Genomic DNA, 25461 nt, shown 5'->3' with positions numbered 1-25461 from the left:
TTGAACTGGTTCTTTTCTTTTGTAAGGTGTCAGTTGATAAAAGTGTCATTCTCCTTTATAATGAATGAAGACGGAGGAAGTTGCTATGAAATACATTAGATTTGGTCAAGAGAAAAAAGAACTGTCAGAAATTGTGCTCGGTATGATGCGCATCAGTGATAAGTCGGTCAAAGAGGTTGAGGAGCTGGTTGAAACAGCCCTGTCCGTTGAAATCAATGCCTTTGACTTGGCGGATATTTACGGTCGTGGTCGTTGTGAAGAACTGTTAGGTCTTGTCCTAAAAAATCGTCCAGATTTAAGAGAAAAGATGTGGATTCAGTCCAAATGTGGCATTCGAATAGAAGAATTTACTTATTTTGATTTTTCTAAGGACTATATTATAAAATCAGTAGACGGAATTTTGCAAAGATTGAAGATTGATCATCTAGATAGCTTGCTTCTTCACCGTCCAGATGCTTTGATGGAAGCTGACCAAGTAGCAGAAGCATTTGACATTCTCCACACATCAGGCAAAGTTCGAGATTTTGGTGTGTCCAACCAAAATCCTATGATGATGGAGTTGCTGAAGAAAGAAGTCAAACAGCCTCTAACTATCAATCAATTACAACTAAGTGCAGCTTTCACACCTGGCTTTGAAGCAGGATTTCATGTCAATATGGAAGGGAACAAGGCGGCTGTCCGTGATGGAAGCGTCTTCGAATACTGTAAATTGAACGACATGGTTATTCAAGCCTGGTCAGTTTTGCAGTTTGGCTACTTTAAGGGTAATTTTGTTGGCAATGAGAAGTTCCAACAACTAAACCAAGTCCTAAATCGACTAGCCTTAAAATACGGTGTGAGCTCATCAGCTATTGCTATCGCTTGGGTGTTACGCTACCCAGCCAAGATGCAGGCAGTGGTAGGGACCACCAATCCGAAGCATTTAGTAGAGGCAAGTCAAGCAAGTCGTATCAACCTGACTCGAAAAGAATGGTATGAGATTTACCTCGCTGCAGGGAATGATTTGCCGTAAGGGGAATTTGCAATTCAGAAATCATAGTCAAAAAGCCGTTGGAAAGCGGTTTTTTGTTATAATGAAATTAAGGGTTATAGATAACAAAGGAGAAAATCATGACATTTGAAGAAATCTTGCCTGGACTAAAGGCAAAAAAGAAATATGTGCGTACTGGTTGGAGTGGAGCTGAAAACTATGTCCAGCTCTTTGATACCATTGAACAAAATGGCGTCGCCCTTGAAGTGACACCCTATTTCCTCATCAACGTATCAGGTGAAGGGGAAGGTTTTTCTATGTGGAGCCCAACTCCTTGTGATGTCTTAGCGACAGATTGGGTGGAAGTCCATGACTAAACGTGTACTGATTACAGGCGTTAGCTCAGGTATCGGTCTTGCCCAGGCTCGTCTATTTTTAGAAAAAGGTTATCAGGTTTATGGTGTAGATCAAGGAGAAAATCCAGTCTTAGACGGTGATTTCCACTTTTTACAACGTGATTTAACGCTTGACTTGGAACCAATTTTTGACTGGTGCCCTCAGGTGGATGTTCTCTGCAATACGGCTGGAGTTTTGGATGATTACAAACCTTTACTAGAACAATCTGCCCAGGAAATTCAAGAGATTTTTGAAATCAACTATGTGACTCCAGTGGAGTTGGCTCGACATTATTTGACACAAATGCTGGAGAATAAAAAAGGAATCATTATCAATATGTGCTCCATTGCTTCAAGCCTGGCAGGCGGTGGTGGTCACGCCTATACCTCGTCTAAGCACGCCTTGGCTGGCTTTACCAAGCAATTGGCTCTAGACTATGCTGAAGCTGGGATTCAGGTCTTTGGTATCGCTCCAGGAGCAGTCAAGACAGCTATGACTGCTGCGGACTTTGAGCCAGGTGGATTGGCTGACTGGGTGGCTAGCGAAACGCCAATCAAGCGCTGGATTGAGCCAGAGGAAGTGGCAGAAGTCAGTCTCTTCTTAGCCAGTGGAAAGGCATCTGCCATGCAAGGACAAATATTGACAATAGATGGTGGCTGGAGTTTGAAGTAGGAGGGGGTGGATGGAAATCAAACATCATTTTGGTGTATACGGAGTCTGTCTTCAAGATGGTAGACTTCTCTGCATTGAAAAAACGAGAGGCCCTTATCAAAATCGTTATGATTTACCTGGTGGTAGTCAGAAACTAGGTGAGGGGTTGACAGAAACTCTCAAGAGGGAAGTTATGGAAGAGACGGGGTATACGCTTAGAGATTATTCAAACCCTAGAATCTATGATGTGCTAGTTCAAGAAAATGGGCAAAACTTCGCCGTACATCATATTATGGCCTTTTATGATATTGAGATAAACGAGGAGGAACCTCAAGTTACGATTTCTGAAGCTGTTTCTGATGGTGCGAATGACTCTCATGGATATATTTGGAAGGATATTCAAGAAATCACAGAAGAAAACGCATCGCCATTAGTCTTGAAGGTTAAGGCAGAGTTACTAGGATTTCCAGAATTAGAACTGACAAGCTATAGAAATTGGAATGTGAAGAAGGTGAATAATGGAACTATTTAAAACATGGAAGAAAAATATGGTTCTCTATGGTCTTAAATCTCAAATCGGAACTGTCTACCGAAACAGTGATAGGACAACAAGCTTTTATGATGTTGGGAATTTTTTATACTTAGCAGGGGAGGTGAATTCCAGATTTTGGGAAGATTTTGTTAGGAAATATGGTTTAGATTATAAGATTATTATTTCAGAAAATACCAATTGGCAAGATTTTTTGCATAGGAAAGTGGGGCTAATTTCTTTTACTCGCTATTCTTTTAAAGATAAGGCAAATTTTCAAGTTGAATTTCTAAATAATCTAGTTAGTCAGTTAGAGGAAGGTTACAATATTGTGCCTATTGATAATCATATTTATGACTGCTTTTCTGAGGAAGAATGGTCACAAGATTTACAGGGAGATTTTGAGCACTATCAGGATTTTGATTTAAAAGGTGGATTTGGTTTTGTGATTCTTAAAAATAAAGAACTGATTGCTGGGATTTCCTCAGGGTTAGTTTACCAAGGAGCAGTTGAAGTGGAAGTTGCAACTAGACCAAATGAACAAGGGAATGGATTTGCTAAAAAGCTTGGTGCTGCAATGATTCTAGAGAGTTTAAAGAGAGATATGTTTCCTCTTTGGGATGCTCATAACGAGGCTTCCAAAAAAATAGCAGAATTTTTAGGATATGAGATAGTTGAACCCTATGAAGCTTTTGAACTAGAGGAAAGTGTCGTATAATGATATCTGATATTGTATCTTTTAAGACGAGGTGAATGGACATGCAAAACCAACTAGCTCTTAGTGGCGAAAAAATTGTTGAAAAAGTTTATCCCCATTTATTGCACCACGTCGGCTTGATTCGTGGGGAATACTTGTTGAGAGAACTAAACCAAAACATACTATTACCAAGTTGTCAGCGATTTGTGAAAGATTATCTAGACACTATTTGTCATTTGTACTCAGATGAAGAAGTCTGGTATCGCTTTTCAGAACTAACAAATGCAGAAGCAAATAGTCTAGACGGGACTAAAGAGTATTTTGATGAACGCCACCCCTTATTTGGATACAGAGGAATCAGGCATTTATTAGCGTGTCCAGATGAATTTCAGGCTGAGGCAAATGTCGTTACAGATGTTTATCAAAATAATCCCAATCTGTCTGTTATTTTTCCTTTTGTCAATGATGCTGAGCAGTTAAAGCAAGTTATTACAGTATTACGTCAGCATGGTTTTACTGGGAAAATCGGCACGATGATTGAATTACCGTCAGCGTATTTTGACTTGGACAGGATACTGGAAACGGGTATTTCAAAGATTATGGTTGGAATGAATGATTTGACTTCTTTTGTTTTTGCGACTGTGAGAAACAGTCAATGGCATGATATGGAAAGTCCAATAATGTTAGATATGCTAAGACAAATGCAGGAAAAAGCAAGGGCGAAAAAGATTGACTTTGCAGTGGCAGGCTATCTGAATGATTCTTTCATACAAAAAATGAATCAGATGGGTTTCAAGTGCATTATCCACTACAGTTCTATTCCAGATATTTTTAATGTAGAGATTGACCATCCAGACCACCTCAAACGTGTAAAAGAAGTAAGTAAAAAATTACAAAGGAGCAACCATGACACCTCAAGAAATGTGGAATAAATACAAGCAAATCAATCCTTCTATCGGAGATGAGATAGATGCCTGGGCTTTTGGAGTGGAAGCCGATTTCTTGGCAGATTTGGTTTTAAAAGGCGAAAAGACAGCAACAGCGTCAGCCTACGACCTTTATGCAGTTGATAACGAACCTCTTCCACGAGAAGGCACCTTTGACATCATTTTAGACAGCCAAGATCAGGCTGTCTGCATTGTCGAAATTACAAAGGTTTCCGTTCAGCCTTTTCATCAAGTGTCAGCTGATCATGCCTTCAAGGAAGGTGAAGGTGACAAATCCCTAGCTTATTGGCGTCAGGTTCATGAGGACTGTTTCGCTGAGTGGCTGGAGGAAGCGGGGTTGACTTTTACCCCTGACAGCAAGGTTGTTTTGGAAGAATTTCGCAAGGTCTACCCTCTGTAGACTACTAGAAGGAAGAAAGTTTTGGAAATCGCCGTCCAAAACTTTTTTCTGACTTAAAATATGATAAAATAGGTATGTTTGAACTAGAGCAAAAGCTCAGAAATTTAGAATAGGAGAATATGATGAAAGCAGTAGAACATTATATTGAAACATTTGTTCCTGAACATTATGATTTATTTTTAGACTTGAGTCGTGAGACCAAGACCTTTTCCGGGAAGGTGACCATCACTGGTCAAGCAAGAAGTGAACGTATTTCCCTTCACCAAAAAGACTTGGAAATTACTTCAGTTGAGGTTGCAGGTCAAGCTCGCCCATTCACAGTTGAAAACGAAAACGAAGCCCTTCATATCGAACTTGCAGAAGCAGGTCAAGTTGAAGTGGTTATCGCTTTCTCAGGAAAAATTACAGATAACATGACAGGGATTTACCCTTCTTATTACACTGTTGATGGAGTCAAGAAGGAAGTCTTGTCTACACAGTTTGAGAGCCACTTTGCCCGTGAAGCCTTCCCATGTGTGGATGAGCCAGAAGCTAAAGCAACTTTTGACCTCTCTCTACGTTTTGACCAAGCAGAAGGTGAATTGGCCTTGTCTAACATGCCAGAAATCGATGTTGAAAACCGCAAGGAAACAGGTATCTGGAAATTTGAAACAACACCTCGTATGTCTTCTTACTTGTTAGCCTTTGTTGCTGGTGATTTGCAAGGTGTGACCGCAAAAACTAAAAACGGTACCCTTGTAGGTGTCTACTCAACCAAAGCTCACCCACTTTCTAACCTTGATTTCTCATTGGACATCGCTGTTCGCTCAATTGAGTTTTACGAAGATTACTACGGAGTTAAGTACCCAATCCCTCAATCTCTTCATATCGCCCTTCCTGACTTCTCAGCAGGTGCTATGGAAAACTGGGGGCTAGTGACTTACCGTGAAGTTTACTTGGTTGTGGATGAGAACTCAACATTTGCTAGTCGTCAACAAGTTGCCCTTGTTGTGGCACATGAATTGGCTCACCAATGGTTCGGTAACCTCGTGACTATGAAATGGTGGGATGACCTTTGGCTCAATGAAAGTTTTGCCAATATGATGGAATACGTTTGTGTGGATGCCATCGAGCCAAGCTGGAATATCTTTGAAGATTTCCAAACAGGAGGTGTTCCGTCTGCCTTGAAACGTGACGCGACGGATGGCGTACAGTCTGTTCACGTCGAAGTCAAACACCCAGATGAAATCAATACGCTCTTTGACGGTGCTATCGTCTATGCCAAAGGAAGCCGCCTCATGCACATGCTTCGTCGTTGGCTAGGTGATGCAGATTTTGCCAAAGGTTTGCACGCTTACTTTGAAAAACACCAATACAGCAACACCATTGGTCGTGACCTTTGGGATGCCCTTGGTCAAGCATCAGGACGTGATGTGGCAGCCTTCATGGATTCTTGGTTAGAACAACCTGGTTACCCAGTTCTTACTGTCAAAGTTGAAAATGATGTCTTGAAGATTTCACAAAAACAATTCTTCATCGGTGAGCACGAAGACAAGAACCGTCTCTGGGTGGTGCCACTCAACAGCAACTGGAAAGGCTTGCCAGATACACTTGAAACTGAAAGTATCGAAATCCCTGGCTACGCAGCTCTTCTTGCAGAAAACAAAACAGCACTTCGTCTCAACACAGAAAATACAGCCCACTACATTACAGACTATCAAGGAGACTTGTTAGATGCTGTTCTTGCTGACCTAGTTGAGCTTGATAACACAAGTAAACTACAGATCGTTCAAGAACGTCGTCTGCTTGCTGAAGCGGGTCACATTTCTTATGCAGACTTGCTCCCAGTCCTTGATAAACTTGCTAAGGAAGAATCTTATCTTGTCGTTTCAGCTGTTTCTCAAGTAATTTCTGCCCTTGAGCGCTTTATCGATGAAGGTACAGAAGCTGAGAAAGCCTTTAACGGTCTGGTTGCTAAATTGGCTCGTCATAACTATAACCGTCTTGGTTTTGAAGCTAAAGACGGAGAATCAGATGAGGATGAATTGGTTCGTCAGTTGACCATTTCTATGATGATTCGCTCAAATGATGCAGAAGCTAGCCAAGAAGCTAGCCAAATCTTCGCAGCTCACAAGGAGAATCTTGCAGGACTTCCAGCAGCAATCCGTTCCCAAGTCCTTATCAATGAGATGAAACATCATGAGACTAAAGACTTGCTAGCACTTTATCTTGATATTTATACTCACGCAACAGATGCTGTCTTTAAACGTCAGTTGGCAGGTGCTCTTGCCTATAGTAAAGATGCGGACAATATCCAAACCTTGATTGCTTCTTGGAAGGACAAATTTGTTGTCAAACCACAAGACTTGTCAGCTTGGTATAATCATTTCCTATCTCATCAAGCAACTCAGGAAACAGCTTGGTCTTGGGCGCGTGAAAACTGGGTTTGGATTAAGGCAGCTCTTGGAGGAGATATGAGCTTTGATAGTTTTGTTATCCTTCCTGCCCATGTATTTAAGACAGAACAACGCTTGGCGGAATACAAGGAGTTCTTTGAACCACAACTTTCTGACCTTGCTCTTAGCCGTAATATCGGCATGGGAATCAAGGACATTGCAGCGCGTGTTGACTTGATTAACCGTGAAAAATCTGCAGTGGAAGCAGTCGTTCTTCAATATGGGAAAGCTTAAACATTCGTAAAATAATAAAAACTCAACTTTCTCTCTTAAAGTAAGAGGGAGTTGAGTTTTTTTTAAGGCAAATTTGGTATAATGGTTTTAATTAAGGAGGAGTTTCTCATGATAAAAATCTTATTGGTTGAGGATGACCTAGGCCTGTCAAATTCAGTATTTGACTTTTTAGACGATTTTGCGGATGTCATGCAGGTATTTGATGGGGAAGAAGGTCTCTACGAAGCTGAGAGTGGCGTCTATGACTTGATTTTGCTCGATTTGATGTTGCCAGAAAAAAATGGTTTTCAAGTCTTGAAAGAATTGCGTGAAAAGGGAATTACGACTCCAGTTCTGATTATGACTGCCAAGGAAAGCTTGGATGACAAGGGACATGGATTTGAACTGGGAGCGGATGATTATCTGACAAAACCTTTCTACTTAGAAGAACTCAAAATGCGGATTCAAGCCCTGCTAAAACGTTCAGGTAAGTTTAATGAAAACACCTTGACTTATGGAAATATTGTAGTTAATTTGTCAACAAATACCGTTAAGGTTGAAGATACTCCTGTCGAATTGCTGGGGAAAGAGTTCGATTTATTAGTCTATTTCCTTCAAAATCAAAATGTGATTTTGCCTAAGACACAGATTTTTGATCGTCTTTGGGGATTTGATAGTGATACAACGATTTCGGTTGTCGAAGTCTATGTTTCAAAAGTCCGTAAGAAATTAAAAGGGACCACTTTTGCAGAGAATTTGCAAACCTTGCGCAGTGTTGGGTATATTTTAAAAGATGTTCAGTAAACTAAAAAAAACATGGTATGCGGATGACTTTAGCTACTTTATTCGCAACTTTGGTGTCTTCACTCTGATTTTCTCTACCATGACCCTGATTATTTTACAAGTCATGCATTCGAGTCTCTATACTTCGGTGGATGATACGCTCCATGGATTGAGTAATAATCCTCAGGCAGTTATTCAGCTGGCAGTAAATAGGGCAACAGAAGAGATTAAAGATTTAGAGAATGCTGCTAAAGATACCAGCAAGACTGAGGTAAAGCCCAATGTCAGCTCCAATACGGAGGTTATTCTTTTTGATAAGAATTTTACTCAGCTCCTTTCTGGAAATCGATTCTTGGGTTTGGATAAGATTAAGTTAGAAAAGAAAGAACTAGGCCATATCTACCAGATTCAAGTTTTTAATAGCTATGGACAAGAAGAAATCTATCGCATGATTTTGATGGAAACGAATATTAGTTCAGTTTCAACCAATATCAAGTATGCGGCTGTCTTGATTAATACTAGTCAGTTGGAGCAGGCCAGTCAAAAGCATGAGCAATTGATTGTGGTTGTGATGGCTAGTTTCTGGATTTTGTCTTTACTTGCCAGTCTCTATCTAGCTAGGGTTAGTGTTCGTCCTCTGCTTGAGAGCATGCAGAAGCAACAGTCCTTTGTGGAAAATGCTAGTCATGAGTTACGAACTCCACTTGCTGTTTTGCAAAATCGTTTAGAGACCCTTTTCCGTAAGCCAGAAGCTACCATTATGGATGTGAGTGAAAGTATTGCGTCTAGTTTGGAAGAAGTCCGAAATATGCGGTTTTTGACGACAAACTTGTTGAATTTAGCTCGGAGAGATGATGGGATTAAGCCGGAACTTGCTGAAGTTCCAACTAGCTTTTTTAATACAACTTTCACAAATTATGAGATGATTGCTTCGGAAAATGACCGTGTCTTCCGTTTTGAAAATCGCATCCATCGAACGATTGTCACAGATCATCTTCTATTGAAACAACTGATGACCATCCTATTTGATAATGCTATCAAATATACTGAAGAGGATGGTGAAATTGATTTTGTGATTTCAGCGACTGATCGCAATCTGTATTTACTTGTTTCTGATAACGGTGTCGGTATTTCGACAGAAGATAAGAAGAAAATTTTTGACCGCTTTTATCGAGTGGACAAGGCTAGAACCCGTCAAAAAGGTGGTTTTGGTTTAGGATTATCCCTAGCCAAGCAAATTGTAGATGCCTTAAAAGGAAGCATTACTGTTAAAGATAATAAACCAAAAGGAACAATCTTTGAAGTGAAGATTGCCATTCAGACACCATCTAAAAAGAAAAAATAAAAATATCGCTCCAGCTGGGGCGATATTTTGGATTTATCTTCTACGTTTTCGTTTGATAATAGATCGTTGAACTTTTAAGACAAGTAAACTGGAGCCGATTGCTGCGGCAAAGGCAAGAGCAGTTGATAATTTTAATGCTAAAAAGATAAAACTAAAGATAGCAATACAGATACAAAAAACAGCGATATTAACAAAAAATAGGATTTCCTTGAGATTGGCATCAGATTGGGCTTCAGGTGTATAATCTTGATAACGAGGAACCTGATGGTTTAATTCTTCTTGATAGTCCACCTCATAGGATTGTAATTTTCTTACGGGCATTATTCTCTCCTTAACAGTACATAACCATTTTATCATTTTTTCAGCAGAGAATTATTACAGAAAGGTTACAAAAAGAATAAAGTCCCTTTTCAAAATCACTTTTCTTGACACCATAATGTGAAAATGATAGGATGAATAGATACTAAATACTTATTAATATTCATAATTGATTATATTTTTAAGAAAATAGGGCTATCAAATGATTCATTTTTACGAAAATTTGTTTCCTTATTTTCTTTAATTTTATTAGTGAGATTTGTTTTGAATATAGAGACAGATTTTCTGTCTCCTATTTTTATAGTAGTGAGGTGTCTAATTGATGCCTCTTGGAAAAGTTAAAGGAGATAAGCATGTATCTTGCTATCAAAGAAATATTACGAAACAAACTTCGATATAGTTTGATTTTAACTACCATTTTTCTTATCGCTTTCATGGTCTTTTTTATGACCAGTTTAGCTCTTGGTCTTGTACGTAACAACCGATCCGCTATTGATAACTGGCAAGCGACGGGTGTGGTTTTATCTGACTACGCAAATGATAATTTGACGGCATCTTTAATTCCTGAAAAGGACTACAAGGAGAAGAGTTCTAAAGAGGCTGCTCCACTGGGGTATATGTTCGCTGTGACCAATCTAATCAATGATAGTGAAAAGGTCAATGTTTCCATCTTTGCTCAAGAGTGGGACGCCTTCATCTCTCCGAGTTTGACGGAGGGACGCTATCCTGAGGGGGATGATGAGGTTGTCGTGGATCAGTCCTTTGAGAACTATGGAATCAAGCTAGGTGATGCCATTCAGCTGAATGGAAGTGAGACAGGTTACAAGATTGTAGGCCTAGCTCAAGGAAATAAATTTTTTACTGAGCCTGTTGTCTTTACGAGTCTGACAACTTATTGGACATTACAAGGAACTTTAAAATCTAATAAATCGATCTCTGCCTTGGTATTGAAAAATGATATAGAAGTGGCTGGTGATGGACTGAAACAGATTTCCATTCCAAAAATGATTTCGAAAATTCCTGGTTACACACCTCAGGTTAATGTATTTTCAGGGATGATTCTTGCTATGATTATCATCACAGGCTTGATTGTGGGTATATTTGTCTATATCATTACCATCCAAAAACTAGGACTTTATGGAATAATGCGGGCTCAGGGAATACAGATTAAAACTATTGTATGGTCTCTTTTCTGTCAAATCTTCCTCCTAGCCGGTATGGGAATTGCTTTAGCTTTGCTGGCTATTGGTGGAGTGATTTTAGTCTTACCAGCTACCTTCTTTTTCTACCCAAGTTGGTTAGCCTATTCTATCCTAAGCTTGGTGATTTGCTTGGTGATTTGCTTGATGGCCCTGCTAGGTGGTGTCATTTCACTTCCACGCTTGCTAAAGGTGGACCCGATTACTGCTATTGCAGAATGATAAGGAGAATAGTATGACAGCATTGATTGAAATGACTCAAGTGACAAAAACGTACGGGGAAGGAAAGATGAAAGTCGTAGCTCTGCATGAGACGGATTTTCAGCTAAATGAGGGAGAGTTCGTGGCTATCGTTGGGCCTTCAGGTTCTGGAAAAACGACTTTTCTAACAACTCTTGGACAACTTCAGGAAGCATCGAGTGGAAAGATTTTGGTAAAGGGGAAAGAAACAGGCAGTTTGACGGAGAAGGAGAAAACAGACCTCCGTTTTAGAGAGTTTGGCTTTATTCTACAAGCTTCAAACTTAATTCCTTTTCTTACGGTCAAGGAACAGCTGGATTTGATTGACAAACTGGATAAGGAAAAAAATAGTAAAAGTGATCGAAAAGAGTTACTTGACTTGTTGGATTTGGAAAAAGTACAAGATCAGTATCCCAAGGCTTTATCAGGTGGAGAACGTCAACGTGCGGCGATTGCTAGAGCACTTTACAACAATCCAAGTATCGTGCTTGCAGATGAGCCGACAGCAAGTCTGGATACCGAGCGTGCTTACCAAGTAACGGAGATGTTGGCTGCCATTGCCCACGCACAAGGTAGAGGAGTTGTTATGATTACACATGATACACGCCTTCTTGAGAAGGTTGACCGAGTTTATGTTATGAATGACGGCCATCTAGTTGAAAAAATACATGCATAAAAAAGAGAGTGAACGGTGCTAGTTACTGTTCACTTTTTGATTGCGAACTTTAAAAAATGACTTTGACTTTTTAGAAAACTCCTAGTATTCATAGCTGATTTTTGAGAAATGTGGTATAATTTTTCTTATGGAAAAGATTATCATTACAGCAACTGCTGAAAGTATTGAACAAGTTAAACAACTGCTCGAAGCTGGCGTAGACCGTATCTATGTTGGTGAGAAAGATTTTGGCCTTCGTCTGCCAACGACCTTTAGTTATGACCAATTGCGTGAAATCGCTAAGCTGGTTCATGATGCGGATAAGGAATTGATTGTTGCGGTTAACGCCCTCATGCACCAAGATATGATGGACCGTATCAAGCCTTTCTTAGACTTTTTGGAAGAAATCAAGACAGACTACATTACGATTGGGGATGCAGGTGTCTTTTACGTAGTCAACCGCGATGGTTATTCATTTAAGACCATCTACGATGCTTCAACCATGGTAACTAGCAGTCGTCAGATTAACTTCTGGGGACAGAAGGCTGGCGCATCTGAGGCTGTTTTGGCGCGTGAAATTCCATCGGCTGAACTCTTCAAAATGCCAGAGATTTTGGAAATTCCTGCTGAAGTGTTGGTTTATGGAGCTAGTGTTATTCACCATTCTAAGCGTCCGCTCTTGCAAAACTACTATAATTTCACTCAAATTGATGACGAAAAAACACGTCAGCGTGATTTGTTCTTGGCTGAACCAAGTGACCCAGAGAGCCACTATTCCATTTTTGAAGACAATCATGGTACTCACATCTTTGCCAACAATGACCTTGATTTGATGACCAAATTAACAGAATTGGTAGAGCATGGTTTTACTCACTGGAAACTAGAAGGGCTCTACACTCCAGGTCAGAACTTTGTTGAGATTGCAAAACTCTTTATTCAAGCGCGTAGCTTGATTCAAGAGGGCAACTTTAGCCATGACCAAGCCTTCTTGTTGGATGAAGAAGTTCGTAAACTTCACCCTAAAAACCGTTTCCTTGATACAGGTTTCTATGACTACGATCCTGATATGGTTAAATAAAGTAAATAGATAGTTGAGAGAAGGAAGATGTAAACATTTCTTCTCTCAATTTTTCGTATTTCTTCACTATTTTCAAAAAATCAGCAGGCTAGGCTGCTCTGTTTGACGGTGTTTTTAAGAAAAGTGACCTTCTTGAGTTTGAAAATTATCCCATGTTTGCAGGTGCCAAATGGCCCTTTTTTTGGTATAATTTTTTATAATGAAAACGATTGGTAATCGCTATGTTGTGGTTGATTTAGAGGCAACTAGCACAGGTAGTAAGGCTAAAATTATCCAAGTGGGAATTGTTGTGATTGAGGACGGAAAAATCGTCGATCACTATACGACGGATGTCAATCCATACGAACCTTTGGATGCTCATATCAAAGAACTGACAGGATTGACAGATCAACGTCTGGCGCAAGCACCTGATTTTTCGCAAGTTGCTAGAAAAATCTTTGACTTGGTGGAGGATGGGATTTTTGTAGCCCATAATGTTCAGTTTGATGCCAATCTCTTGGCGGAAAATTTATTTTTTGAAGGCTATGAGCTAAGAAATCCTCGTGTTGATACGGTCGAATTGGCCCAGGTCTTTTTCCCTGAACTGGAAAAATATAGCTTGCCGATATTGTGCCGAGAATTAGGAATTCCTCTTAAACACGCTCACACAGCCCTTTCAGATGCCCAAGCTACAGCAGAATTACTTCTTTTTTTACGGGAAAAGATGGCCCAGCTTCCTAAAGGTCTCTTGGAACGCTTGTTGGAAATGGCTGATGCCCTCCTATATGAATCCTACTTGGTTATTGAAGAAATTTATCGCAGCCGATCTATCCTGAGTTCTCCAGACTTGGTCCATGTTCAAGGACTGTATTTCAAGAAAAATGAAGCTTCCCTGGAGCCACGAAAACTATCTCAAGATTTTCCGAAAAATATTTCTCTATTGAACCTTGAAGTGAGGGAGGAACAAGAAAGTTTTGCTAAAGAAGTCGGCTTGCTATTGAAAGATGAGCCTGTCTCATTAATTCAAGCGCCGACAGGAATTGGAAAAACCTACGGCTATCTCTTACCCGCTTTATCTCAATCCAAAGAGCGTCAAATTGTTCTTAGTGTTCCGACAAAGATTCTTCAAAATCAAATCATGGAAGAAGAAGGTAAACATCTCAAGGAAGTGTTCCATATAGATATTCATAGTTTAAAGGGGCCACACAATTATTTGAAGTTGGATGCCTTTTATCGTTCCTTGCAGGAAAATGATGAAAATCGCTTATTTAGACGCTTTAAAATGCAACTCTTGGTCTGGCTGACTGAGACAGGGACAGGAGATTTGGATGAAATTGGGCAACTTTACCGTTACCAACATTTTCTAGCAGACCTTCGTCATGACGGGAATTTATCATCTCGAAGCTTATTTATGACGGAAGATTTCTGGAAACGTAGTCAAGAAAGGGCACAAACCTGCAAGCTTTTAGTGACCAATCATGCCTATCTTGTAACCAGACTGGAAGATAATCCTGAATTTGTCAGCGATCGTTTACTGATTGTTGATGAAGTTCAAAAGATTTTGTTAGCTTTAGAAAATCTGCTTCAAGAGACCTACGATATCCAGTCCATTATCGATTTGCTTGATAAGGCTTTACTGGACGAGCAAAATAAGATCCAGCAACGAATACTAGAAAGTATTCGATTTGAGTGTCTCTACTTAATAGAACAATTCCAGTCTGGGAAATCTAAGAAAAATATCTTAGATTCTCTTGCCAATCTCCATCAGTATTTTTCAGAATTAGAAGTAGAAGGCTTTGAAGAGCTGGTTCGCTATTTTACAACTGAACGAGATTACTGGCTTGAAGCAACTGAAACGAGTCAAAAGAAAATTCAGATTTCTTCTACGAAATCAGGCCGTATTCTTTTATCTTCTTTAGTACCTAATTCGTGTCAAGTCTTGGGAGTGTCGGCTACTCTTGAGATTAGTCAGAGAGTTTCTTTTGCAGACCTTCTAGGCTATCCTGAAGCCAAATTTGTCAAGATTGAAGCTAGGGGAAAACAGGAGCAAGAAGTGGTCTTGGTTAAAGATTTCCCTCTGGTAACAGAAACTTCCTTAGAAGTTTACGCCAAAGAGGTAGCTAATTTGCTGATGGAAGTTCAAGCTTTCCAGCAACCGATTTTAGTTCTCTTTACTGCTAAAGACATGCTTCTAGCAGTATCGGATTTACTTCCAGTTAGCCACTTGGCCCAGTATAAAAATGGGGATGTTCATCAGCTTAAGAAACGCTTTGAAAAAGGTGAACAACAAATCCTGCTTGGTGCAGCAAGTTTCTGGGAGGGAGTTGATTTTTCAAGTCATCCTTTTGTGATTCAAGTTGTACCAAGACTTCCTTTCCAAAATCCCCAAGAGCCCTTGACGAAAAAGATTAATCAGGAACTGAATCAAGAAGGAAAAAATGCCTTTTATGATTATCAGTTGCCAATGGCCATTATTCGTTTAAAACAGGCTTTGGGAAGAAGTATGAGACGCGAACACCAACGTTCCTTAACTCTTATTTTGGATAGGAGAATTGTCGGAAAGAGATATGGCAAACAAATAGTGGCATCTCTAGCAAAAGAGGCGACTGTTAAAACCCTCTCTCAGTCTGAAGTTAATGAAGTTATTGATACATTTTTAAATGAACTTTGATAAGTAGTATAGTATGAAAGTATAAGGTTAGTATATATGAAACGTTCTCTCGACTCTAGAGTCGATTATAGTTTGCTCTTGCCAGTATTTTTTCTACTGGTTATCGGCGTGGTGGCTATTTATATAGCCGTTAGTCATGATTATCCAAACAATATTCTGCCCATTTTAGGGCAGCAGGTCGCCTGGATTGCCTTGGGGCTTGTGATTGGTTTTGTCGTCATGCTCTTCAATACAGAGTTTCTTTGGAAGGTGACCCCCTTTCTTTATATTTTAGGCTTGGGACTCATGGTTTTACCTATCGTCTTTTATAATCCAAGCTTAGTCGCATCTACAGGTGCTAAAAACTGGATTTCAGTAAATGGAATCACCTTGTTTCAACCGTCAGAGTTTATGAAGATATCCTACATCCTCATGCTAGCCCGTGTCATTGTCCAGTTTACAAAAAAACATAAGGAATGGCGTCGAACGGTTCCGCTGGACTTTTTGTTGATTTTCTGGATGATTCTCTTTACCATTCCAGTCTTACTTCTTTTGGCACTTCAAAGTGACTTGGGGACGGCCTTGGTTTTTGTGGCTATTTTCTCAGGAATCGTTTTATTATCGGGGGTTTCTTGGAAAATTATTATCCCAGTATTTGTGACTGCTGTAACAGGAGTTGCTGGTTTCTTAGCTATTTTTATCAGCAAGGACGGCCGGGCTTTTCTCCATCAACTGGGAATGCCGACCTACCAAATCAATCGTATTTTGGCTTGGCTCAACCCATTTGACTTTGCTCAAACAACTACTTACCAGCAGGCTCAAGGGCAGATTGCTATTGGAAGCGGTGGCTTATTTGGTCAAGGATTTAATGCTTCTAATTTGCTTATTCCAGTTAGAGAGTCTGATATGATTTTCACGGTCATTGCAGAAGATTTTGGCTTCATTGGCTCTGTTCTTGTTATTGCACTTTATCTCATGCTGATTTACCGTATGTTGAAGATTACACTTAAATCAAATAACCAGTTCTATACTTATATTTCCACAGGTTTGATTATGATGTTGCTCTTCCATATCTTTGAGAATATCGGTGCCGTTACTGGCTTGCTTCCCTTGACGGGGATTCCATTGCCTTTCATTTCACAAGGTGGGTCGGCGATTATCAGTAACTTGATTGGTGTTGGATTACTTTTATCGATGAGTTACCAGACCAATTTAGCTGAAGAAAAGAGTGGAAAAGTTCCATTTAAGCGAAAAAAAGTTGTATTAAAACGAATCAAATAAGGAGAAAATCATGGTTAAAGTAGCAGTTATGTTAGCTCAGGGATTTGAAGAAATTGAAGCTTTGACAGTTGTAGACGTCTTGCGCCGTGCCAATATCACTTGTGATATGGTTGGTTTTGAAGAGCAAGTGACGGGTTCGCATGCAATCCAAGTAAGAGCAGATCGTGTCTTTGATGGAGATTTGTCAGACTATGATATGATAGTCCTTCCTGGAGGAATGCCTGGTTCTGCACATTTACGTGACAACCAGGCCTTGATGCAAGAATTGCAAAGCTTCGGGCAAGAAGGGAAGAAACTGGCAGCCATTTGTGCGGCACCAATCGCCCTCAATCAAGCAGGGCTATTGAAAAACAAGCAGTACACTTGCTATGATGGTGTTCAAGAGCAAATCCTTGATGGTCAATACATCAAGGAAACAGTAGTGGTAGATGGTCATTTGACAACCAGTCGAGGCCCTTCAACAGCCCTTGCCTTTGCCTACGAATTAGTGGAGCAATTAGGAGGAGACGCAGAGAGTTTACGAACAGGAATGCTCTATCGAGATGTCTTTGGTAAAAATCAGTAAAACGGGAGTCAACCTCTCGTTTTTTTATGTGGAAAACTCAGGGAAATCATCGCTTTTTTAAGGAAAAAATGGTATAATGAAAGCTATGAAATATCACGATTATATCTGGGATTTAGGTGGAACTTTACTAGATAATTATGAAACTTCAACAGCTGCCTTTGTTGAAACATTGGCACTGTATGGTATCACACAAGACCATGACAGTGTCTATCAAGCTTTAAAGGTTTCTACTGATTTTGCGATTGAGACATTCGCTCCCAACTTAGAGCATTTTTTAGAAAAGTACAAGGAAAATGAAGCCAGAGAGCTTGAACACCCGATTTTATTTGATGGAGTTTCTGACTTATTGGAAGACATTTCAAATCAAGGAGGACGTCATTTTTTGGTCTCTCATCGAAATGATCAAGTCTTGGAAATTTTAGAAAAAACCTCTATAGCAGCTTATTTTACAGAAGTGGTTACTTCTAACTCAGGCTTTAAGAGAAAACCAGATCCTGAGTCCATGATTTATTTAAGAGAAAAGTATCAAATTAGCTCTGGCCTTGTCATTGGTGATCGGCCGATTGATATCGAAGCCGGGCAAGCTGCAGGACTAGCTACCCACTTGTTTACCAGTATCGTGAATTTAAGACAAGTATTAGACATGTAAGAAAAAGGAAAAAGATGACAGAAGAAATCAAAAATCTGCAGGCACAAGATTATGATGCCAGTCAAATTCAAGTTTTAGAGGGCTTAGAGGCTGTTCGTATGCGTCCAGGGATGTATATCGGGTCAACTTCAAAAGAAGGTCTTCACCATCTAGTCTGGGAAATTGTTGATAACTCAATTGATGAGGCATTGGCAGGATTTGCCAGCCATATTCAAGTCTTTATTGAGCCAGATGATTCGATTACTGTTGTCGATGATGGGCGTGGTATCCCAGTCGATATTCAGGAAAAAACAGGTCGACCTGCCGTTGAGACTGTCTTTACAGTCCTTCACGCTGGAGGAAAGTTTGGCGGTGGCGGATACAAGGTTTCAGGTGGTCTTCACGGAGTGGGATCCTCAGTTGTTAACGCCCTTTCCACTCAATTAGACGTTCATGTCCACAAAAACGGTAAAATTCATTACCAAGAATACCGTCGTGGTCATGTTGTTGCGGATCTTGAGGTGGTTGGCGATACAGATAAAACGGGAACAACAGTTCACTTCACACCAGACCCAGAAATCTTCACAGAAACAACAACCTTTGATTTCGATAAATTAAATAAACGGATTCAAGAGTTGGCCTTTCTAAATCGTGGTCTTCAAATCTCCATCACTGATAAGCGTGACGGTTTGGAACAAACCAAGCATTACCATTACGAAGGTGGGATTGCTAGTTACGTTGAATATATCAATGAGAACAAGGATGTGATCTTTGACACACCAATCTACACAGATGGTGAGATGGATGATATCACAGTTGAAGTAGCCATGCAGTATACAACGGGTTACCATGAAAATGTCATGAGTTTCGCTAATAATATTCATACCCATGAAGGTGGAACGCATGAACAAGGGTTCCGTACAGCCTTGACACGTGTTATCAACGATTATGCTCGTAAGAATAAGTTACTGAAAGACAATGAAGACAATTTAACAGGGGAAGATGTCCGCGAAGGATTAACTGCAGTTATCTCAGTTAAACACCCAAATCCGCAGTTTGAAGGACAAACTAAGACCAAATTGGGAAATAGTGAAGTGGTCAAGATTACCAATCGCCTCTTCAGTGATGCCTTCTCTGATTTTCTCATGGAAAATCCACAGATTGCTAAACGTATCGTGGAAAAAGGGATTTTGGCTGCTAAGGCTCGTGTGGCTGCCAAGCGTGCGCGTGAAGTCACTCGTAAAAAATCTGGTTTGGAAATTTCCAACCTTCCAGGTAAACTAGCAGACTGTTCTTCTAACAATCCAGCTGAAACAGAACTCTTTATCGTCGAAGGAGACTCAGCTGGTGGATCAGCCAAATCTGGTCGTAACCGTGAATTTCAGGCTATTCTTCCGATTCGTGGTAAAATCTTGAACGTTGAAAAGGCAAGTATGGATAAAATTCTTGCTAACGAAGAAATTCGTAGTCTTTTCACAGCCATGGGAACAGGATTTGGAGCAGAATTTGATGTTTCAAAAGCCCGTTACCAAAAACTCGTTCTGATGACAGATGCCGATGTCGATGGAGCCCACATCCGTACCCTTCTTTTAACCTTGATTTATCGTTATATGAAACCAATCCTAGAAGCTGGTTATGTTTATATTGCCCAACCACCAATCTATGGTGTCAAGGTTGGAAGCGAGATTAAAGAATATATCCAGCCAGGTGCAGATCAAGAAATTAAACTCCAAGAAGCTTTGGCCCGTTATAGTGAAGGTCGTACCAAACCGACCATTCAGCGTTATAAGGGGCTAGGTGAAATGGACGATCATCAGTTATGGGAAACAACCATGGATCCCGAACATCGTTTGATGGCTAGAGTTTCTGTAGATGATGCTGCAGAAGCAGATAAAATCTTTGATATGTTGATGGGGGATCGAGTAGAGCCTCGTCGAGAGTTTATCGAAGAAAATGCCGTCTATAGTACACTGGATGTCTAAAAAATCGGGAGAAGTAGTTCCCTTGGTCTAAAAAATATGATATAATCATTACGATTGTTTCAAGTAAAAAAGGAGTTTAATATGTCTGCTAGACTAGTAATTTATTTAATAATTGCAGTTGCAGTTTTATTGGTCATTGCCTATGCTATCGCAATCTATGTACGAAAACGCAATGAAAGTAAACTAGCAATTTTAGAAGAGAAAAAAGAAGAACTGTACAATCTTCCAGTTAATGATGAAGTTGAAGCTGTAAAAAATATGCACTTGATTGGACAAAGTCAAGTGACTTTCCGTGAATGGAATCAAAAATGGGTTGATCTATCTCTTAATTCTTTTGCCGATATCGAAAATAATCTTTTCGAGGCAGAAGGCTACAATAACTCATTCCGTTTTTTCAAGGCCAGTAATCAAATTGATCAAATCGAAAGTCAAATTACCTTGATTGAAGAAGATATTGCGGCAATTCGCAATGCCTTGGCAGATTTGGAGAAACAAGAATCTAAAAATAGTGGACGTGTTCTTCATACCTTGGACTTGTTTGAAGAGTTACAACACCGAGTTGCTGATCATTCTGAAGAATATGGCCAAGGTTTGTCTGAAATCGAAAAACAATTGGAAAATATCCAATCAGAGTTTTCTCAGTTTGTAACTTTAAACTCGTCTGGAGATCCAGTAGAAGCAGCCGTGATTTTGGATAATGCTGAAAATCATATCTTGGCTTTAACGCATATTGTTGACCGTATCCCAGCAATTGTAGCAACATTATCTAAAGACCTACCTGATCAGCTGGAAGATTTAGAAGATGGCTACCGTAAGCTTTTAGATGCTAATTATCATTTTGCTGAAACGGATATTGAATCTCGCTTCCAGTTGCTTTATGAAGCTTTGAAGAAAAACCATGAAAATATTGCACAATTAGAGTTGGATAATGCTGAGTATGAAAATACTCAAGTTCAAGAAGAAATCAATGCACTCTATGATATCTTTACTCGAGAAATCGCCGCTCAAAAAGTAGTAGAAGGCTTAGTTGTGACCCTTCCTACATATTTGAAACACATGAAAGATAGTAATGCTGTGTTAGTGGAAGATATTCAACGATTGAGTAACAATTACCTACTATCTGAAACGGATGTTAGTCATGTTCATCGATTACAAGCTGAGCTAGAGTCTTTGGAAGAATCTGTACTGGAATTAACTTCTGAACAAGAGGAACAGTTGGAGCCCTATTCATTCCTTGAAGAACGTTTGGAAGACTTACAAGCGACTTTGAAGGAAATTGAAGATGAACAAGTTGAGGTTAGTCAACGTCTTGCTCAGATTGAAAAAGATGATATCAATGCTCGCCAGAAGGCAAATGTTTATGTAAATCGTCTTCATACGATTAAGAGATATATGGAAAAACGCAATCTTCCAGGTATTCCTCAGAATTTCTTACAGTTATTCTTTACAGCAAGTAACCATACTGAAGATTTGATGGCTGAACTAGAAGAAGCTCGGGTCAATATCGAAGCTGTGAACCGTATGCTTGAAATTACAACAAATGATATGGAAGCACTTGAAGAAGAAACCTATAATATTGTTCAATATGCAACATTGACAGAACAATTGCTACAGTATTCGAACCGTTACCGCTCATTTGATGAACGAATTCAAGAAGCCTTTAATGAATCATTAGAAATTTTTGAAAAAGAATTTGATTACCATGCTTCATTTGATAAGATTTCGCAAGCTTTGGAAGTTGCAGAACCAGGTGTAACCAACCGTTTTGTTACTTCATACGAAAAAACTCGTGAGACGATTCGTTTCTAACATAATAAAAAAGATTTGGTTCTGTGAGAAGCAGAACCAAATCTTTTTTATAGTGATACTCATCAAAAATCTCTTCAAACCACGTCAGCTTCACCTTGGATTATATGTGACTGCCTTCGTCAGTTCTATCTGCAACCTCAAAGCAGTGCTTTGAATAACCTGCGACTAGCTTCCTAGTTTGCTCTCTGATTTTTATTGAGTATTACTTAACTTCTTTACTTGGTTGGAATCGAAATTTCAATTAATTTTTCTGAATAGAGGGTTTTGATATTAGCCTCATCAATAGAGTCCTTATCAATTTTACGTTTCAAGAAAAATTCTTGGATGGATTCAATTTCAGTTTCGCGAATAGCACGGTGTTTGTTTGAGATGAGGATTTCATAGTGAAGCGGAGCTTGGGTAAAAATAACATCGGTATTCCCCGCAGAATAGACCTCAACAAGGGTTGCATCAGTACTTTCTAGCTGGCTTTTTACAAGTTGCGAGTGTGAGTTTGTCGTATTGATAAGCTTCATAACATTTCCTCCGATTTTCTAATTCTATTATAGCACTTTTTGAATAAAGTAGCTTGATTTAGTCAATCTTATGTTGTTTTTTCCAAGATTGGATGGCCCATTTATGACTACCACGTTTGAGGTTTTCAATAGCCTCGTCAATAGGGAACCAAGCAATATGATTAAAGTCTTCTAGTGGTTTTTGTACTTCTTTGAAGGAAGTCGCTTCATAGAGGTATGCAGGATTGTAGTAGTAGGTATCACGGTGACGAGAGTAGAAATATTCGTCAGCTTGTCCGTAATAGACACCAATTTCAGCTGTGAAGCCAAGCTCTTCAATCAATTCACGTTTTAGGGCTTCTTGATGATTTTCACCTGCTTCAATTTCACCACCTGGTAAGAACCAAGCGCCATTTGGTGCTTGAACAAGAACAATTTGTTTTTGTTCAGCGTCAGGGATAACAGCATATACACCATAACGAGCAACATAGCTTGTATTCTCTTTTTTTTCTCCGAAAGTTGGGTTTGCCATTGTATTTTCCTCATTATCTATTATCTTTATTATTATCTTAATGGACAAAGACCGAGCTGTCAAGAACTTATAGTTATTTTAGTAAAAAGGAGCAGAAAAATTTCATTTTCTACTCCTTTTCTATAGGATTTATACTTCTTTTTCAGAAGTTTTTACTTCAGCTTTCTTGGCAGACTTGATTTGAATCTTGCCCTTACTGGTCATAACTGCCTTGAGGTCTTTTTCGCTTGGATTTTCAAGGTAGTAGTCAGTGATTGCGTCCTCAATATAATCTTGAATAGTTCGACGAAGTGGGCGTGCGCCCATTTTTGGATCATAACCGAGGTCAACCAATTTTTCCTTGACCTTATCCGTTACATCTAAATGAATGTTGTTGCTAGAAAGGCGTTTGTTAACATCTGCTAGCATGAGCTCGACAATCTGAAGGAGGTTGTCCTTGCTGAGAGCCTTAAATTCGATAATACCATCAAAGCGGTTCATAAACTCTGGGCTAAAGAAGTTACCGAGTTCACCAAGAACAGAGTTGGTTCGTCCTTCTCTAGCAGCACCAAATCCAACGCTGGCTTCGGATTTTCCAGTCCCAGCATTTGAGGTCATGATGATGATGGCGTCCTTGAAGCTAACAGTCCGTCCTTGTCCGTCTGTCAAACGACCATCGTCCAAGACTTGAAGGAACATATGTATAACATCAGGATGGGCTTTCTCCACTTCATCTAAGAGAATAAGAGAGTATGGGTTGCGACGAACTTTTTCCGTTAACTGCCCAGCCTCATCGTAGCCAACATAACCTGGAGGGGCACCAACCAACTTAGCCACGCTGTGTTTTTCCATGTATTCGCTCATGTCAAAGCGAATCATGCTGTCAGCAGAACCAAAAAGTTCAATGGCTAGTTGTTTGGAAAGTTCTGTCTTACCGACACCAGTTGGTCCGACAAAGAGGAAGCTTCCAATTGGACGGTTAGGCGTACCAAGTCCAACACGATTACGGCGAATAGCCTTGCTAATCTTATCGACTGCATCATCTTGGCCAATAACATGAGACTTGAGATCTTCGGCTAGATGGATGAGTTGAGATTGTTCTTTCTCTTTTAAGTCACCAACAGGGATGTTTGTTTTCTGCTCGATAATGTGCTCAATGGTTTTTTCACTGATGATAGGAGTATCCTGGTCTGTGACCTTTTTCTTTTGCATTTCCTTATACTTGGCAATCTGATCGCGGAAATAGGCCGCCTTCTCAAAATCTTCTTCTCGTGTAGCTTGAGATTTGAGATTTTCAGCCTCAATCAAGCGCTGATCAATCACTTTAGGATCCACAAAATTCAAGGTCAGGTTCATCTTAGAGCCAGCTTCATCCAGGAGGTCAATGGCCTTGTCAGGTAAGAAGCGATCTTGGATGTAGCGGTTGGAAAGAGTTGCAGCTGCTTCAATTGCAGCATCGGTATAGTGAACGTGGTGATAGTCTTCGTATTTCTTTTGAATCCCTTTGAGGATAGTGATTGTTTCGTCTACCGTTGGTTCATCGACTTTAACAGGCTGCATACGACGCTCTAGGGCAGCATCCTTTTCAATAATACGGTATTCATTGAGGGTAGTAGCACCGACCAACTGCAGTTCTCCACGAGCAAGGGCTGGCTTGAGGATATTTCCAGCATCCATATTGCCATCGCCTGCAGAACCTGCACCGACAATTTCATGGATTTCGTCGATAAAGAGAATGATGTCCTCACGTTTGCGAATTTCTTCCATGAGTTTTTGCATGCGTTCTTCAAATTGTCCTCGGATACCCGTTCCTTGAACCAAGCTAACCACATCCAGACGGATGACTTGTTTTCCTTGGAGTTTATGTGGAACATCTCCATCGACGATCTTCTGAGCTAGGCCTTCGACAACGGCCGTTTTTCCGACACCAGGTTCACCTATAAGGACAGGATTATTCTTGGTTCTGCGATTGAGAATCTCGATGACACGGACAATCTCATCGTCGCGCCCAATAACAGGGTCAATATCTCCACGACGTGCAATCTCAGTTACGTTGATACCAAATTCTTCTAGCAGCCCTTTTTCTTGGCTAGGTGGCGGAGTTTGAGCAGGCCCACGATTTTGCGAACCATAACCGCCATTTCCACCGTAACCTCCACCTGATTGGGTTGGGGGAGTCGGAGGAGTGTTGTTAGAAGGTCTAAAATTGTTTAGGTCATTGAAGAAATCACCAAAAGGATCAAAGTCACGATTGTTCAGATCCGTCATACCTTTAAAGAGGCTATTGTTAGGATCAGTTTTGATAATCTTGTAGCAGTTTTGACAGAGGTCAATTTGCTTTTGTTTTCCATTGAGATTGGTATAAAGATGAATTGTTGAGTCATTGATTTTACAGTTTTGACAAAGCATACATCTACCTCATTTCTTTCTTTAGCCTGACCTGTATAAAGGTCAAAAATAGTCAAATTTCTATACTCTCATTATAACAGGATTGGGGTGTAAAGCAAGTAAAAAGATTGTAGATATGATAATACTCAATGAAAATCAAAGAGCAAACTAGGAAACTAGCCGCAGGCTGTACTTGAGTACGCAAGGCGAAGCTGACGTGGTTTGAATTTGATTTTCGAAGAGTATAAGTTGTTACAATGAAAATCTTTGTAGATTTGGACTAAAAAAATCCTATTTGTGAGACAAAAAGGATTTTGG

At 39.9% G+C, this 25461-nt stretch carries 23 protein-coding genes; 19 read left to right on the top strand and 4 right to left on the bottom strand.

The features are described 5' to 3' along the window. The first annotated feature begins 85 nt into the window (after positions 1-85). The 10 genes from M1F37_RS07600 (at position 86) to ciaH (ending at position 9366) form a co-directional block, all read left to right on the top strand. On the top strand, positions 86-1012 hold the full coding sequence (locus M1F37_RS07600) for an aldo/keto reductase (protein WP_247935335.1): 927 nt from the start codon (positions 86-88) through the stop codon (positions 1010-1012). A 98-nt stretch (positions 1013-1110) separates the two neighbouring features. Continuing rightward, positions 1111-1347: a DUF2829 domain-containing protein gene (locus M1F37_RS07595; RefSeq protein WP_247935334.1), complete on the top strand. Its 237-nt coding sequence runs from the start codon at positions 1111-1113 to the stop codon at positions 1345-1347. After that, complete coding sequence (locus M1F37_RS07590) at positions 1340-2038, top strand: 3-oxoacyl-ACP reductase (protein WP_247935333.1); 699 nt, start codon at positions 1340-1342, stop codon at positions 2036-2038. Before M1F37_RS07595 ends, M1F37_RS07590 begins: the two co-directional genes overlap by 8 nt. A 10-nt stretch (positions 2039-2048) precedes the next feature. Beyond that, the gene (locus tag M1F37_RS07585; protein ID WP_247935332.1) at positions 2049-2549 is read left to right on the top strand and encodes an NUDIX hydrolase; all 501 of its coding nucleotides are present in this window, start codon (positions 2049-2051) and stop codon (positions 2547-2549) included. Beyond that, the gene (locus M1F37_RS07580; protein WP_247935331.1) at positions 2536-3264 is read left to right on the top strand and encodes a GNAT family N-acetyltransferase; all 729 of its coding nucleotides are present in this window, start codon (positions 2536-2538) and stop codon (positions 3262-3264) included. The genes M1F37_RS07585 and M1F37_RS07580 overlap by 14 nt, the downstream gene beginning before the upstream one ends. A 41-nt stretch (positions 3265-3305) precedes the next feature. Further along, entirely contained in the window at positions 3306-4175 is an 870-nt protein-coding gene (locus tag M1F37_RS07575; protein WP_247935330.1) for a putative PEP-binding protein, read from the top strand. Then, a complete protein-coding gene (locus tag M1F37_RS07570; RefSeq protein WP_247935329.1) occupies positions 4150-4590 on the top strand; it encodes an ASCH domain-containing protein in 441 nt (146 codons plus the stop codon). The genes M1F37_RS07575 and M1F37_RS07570 overlap by 26 nt, the downstream gene beginning before the upstream one ends. Positions 4591-4712: 122 nt before the next feature. Then, positions 4713-7259: a M1 family metallopeptidase gene (locus tag M1F37_RS07565; protein ID WP_247935328.1), complete on the top strand. Its 2547-nt coding sequence runs from the start codon at positions 4713-4715 to the stop codon at positions 7257-7259. 108 nt (positions 7260-7367) lie between these two features. Further along, the gene (gene ciaR / locus M1F37_RS07560) at positions 7368-8042 is read left to right on the top strand and encodes a two-component system response regulator CiaR (protein ID WP_000590639.1); all 675 of its coding nucleotides are present in this window, start codon (positions 7368-7370) and stop codon (positions 8040-8042) included. After that, complete coding sequence (ciaH, locus tag M1F37_RS07555) at positions 8032-9366, top strand: sensor histidine kinase (protein WP_247935327.1); 1335 nt, start codon at positions 8032-8034, stop codon at positions 9364-9366. Before ciaR ends, ciaH begins: the two co-directional genes overlap by 11 nt. Before the next feature lie 33 nt (positions 9367-9399). Here ciaH and M1F37_RS07550 read toward each other — a convergent pair whose 3' ends face one another. Continuing rightward, positions 9400-9687, bottom strand: a complete 288-nt coding sequence (locus M1F37_RS07550; RefSeq protein WP_042901174.1) for a DUF3270 domain-containing protein — start codon at positions 9685-9687, stop codon at positions 9400-9402. Between the two features lie 350 nt (positions 9688-10037). Between M1F37_RS07550 and M1F37_RS07545 the strand changes: the two genes are divergently transcribed. From M1F37_RS07545 to ezrA, 9 genes are all read left to right on the top strand, one after another. Next, complete coding sequence (locus M1F37_RS07545) at positions 10038-11105, top strand: ABC transporter permease (RefSeq protein WP_247935326.1); 1068 nt, start codon at positions 10038-10040, stop codon at positions 11103-11105. Positions 11106-11118: 13 nt separating this feature from the next. Then, entirely contained in the window at positions 11119-11799 is a 681-nt protein-coding gene (locus tag M1F37_RS07540) for an ABC transporter ATP-binding protein (protein WP_247935325.1), read from the top strand. A 127-nt stretch (positions 11800-11926) separates the two neighbouring features. After that, a complete protein-coding gene (locus tag M1F37_RS07535; protein ID WP_247935324.1) occupies positions 11927-12856 on the top strand; it encodes a peptidase U32 family protein in 930 nt (309 codons plus the stop codon). 199 nt (positions 12857-13055) lie between these two features. Further along, positions 13056-15506, top strand: coding sequence for a bifunctional DnaQ family exonuclease/ATP-dependent helicase (locus M1F37_RS07530; RefSeq protein ID WP_247935323.1), 2451 nt, complete (start codon positions 13056-13058; stop codon positions 15504-15506). 36 nt (positions 15507-15542) lie between these two features. After that, complete coding sequence (locus M1F37_RS07525; protein ID WP_247935322.1) at positions 15543-16766, top strand: FtsW/RodA/SpoVE family cell cycle protein; 1224 nt, start codon at positions 15543-15545, stop codon at positions 16764-16766. A 10-nt stretch (positions 16767-16776) separates the two neighbouring features. Further along, positions 16777-17331, top strand: coding sequence for a DJ-1 family glyoxalase III (locus tag M1F37_RS07520; RefSeq protein WP_247935321.1), 555 nt, complete (start codon positions 16777-16779; stop codon positions 17329-17331). An 85-nt stretch (positions 17332-17416) separates the two neighbouring features. After that, a complete protein-coding gene (locus M1F37_RS07515; RefSeq protein WP_247935359.1) occupies positions 17417-17980 on the top strand; it encodes an HAD family hydrolase in 564 nt (187 codons plus the stop codon). Between the two features lie 14 nt (positions 17981-17994). Continuing rightward, the gene (gene gyrB, locus M1F37_RS07510) at positions 17995-19941 is read left to right on the top strand and encodes a DNA topoisomerase (ATP-hydrolyzing) subunit B (protein WP_247935320.1); all 1947 of its coding nucleotides are present in this window, start codon (positions 17995-17997) and stop codon (positions 19939-19941) included. Positions 19942-20022: 81 nt separating this feature from the next. Beyond that, a complete protein-coding gene (ezrA, locus tag M1F37_RS07505; protein ID WP_247935319.1) occupies positions 20023-21750 on the top strand; it encodes a septation ring formation regulator EzrA in 1728 nt (575 codons plus the stop codon). A 215-nt stretch (positions 21751-21965) separates the two neighbouring features. Here the strand turns inward: ezrA and M1F37_RS07500 are convergent, their stop codons facing one another. The 3 genes from M1F37_RS07500 to M1F37_RS07490 form a co-directional block, all read right to left on the bottom strand. Further along, on the bottom strand, positions 21966-22265 hold the full coding sequence (locus M1F37_RS07500; RefSeq protein WP_247935318.1) for a DUF1827 family protein: 300 nt from the start codon (positions 22263-22265) through the stop codon (positions 21966-21968). A 58-nt stretch (positions 22266-22323) separates the two neighbouring features. Continuing rightward, positions 22324-22776: an NUDIX hydrolase gene (locus tag M1F37_RS07495; RefSeq protein WP_247935317.1), complete on the bottom strand. Its 453-nt coding sequence runs from the start codon at positions 22774-22776 to the stop codon at positions 22324-22326. Positions 22777-22905: 129 nt separating this feature from the next. Next, entirely contained in the window at positions 22906-25164 is a 2259-nt protein-coding gene (locus M1F37_RS07490) for an ATP-dependent Clp protease ATP-binding subunit (protein WP_247935316.1), read from the bottom strand. Between the last annotated feature and the right edge of the window lie 297 nt (positions 25165-25461).

Source organism: Streptococcus mitis (assembly GCF_023109105.1).
GTDB classification, from domain to species: Bacteria; Bacillota; Bacilli; order Lactobacillales; family Streptococcaceae; genus Streptococcus; species Streptococcus mitis_BW.
This window is presented reverse-complemented; position numbering and strand designations above follow the sequence as displayed.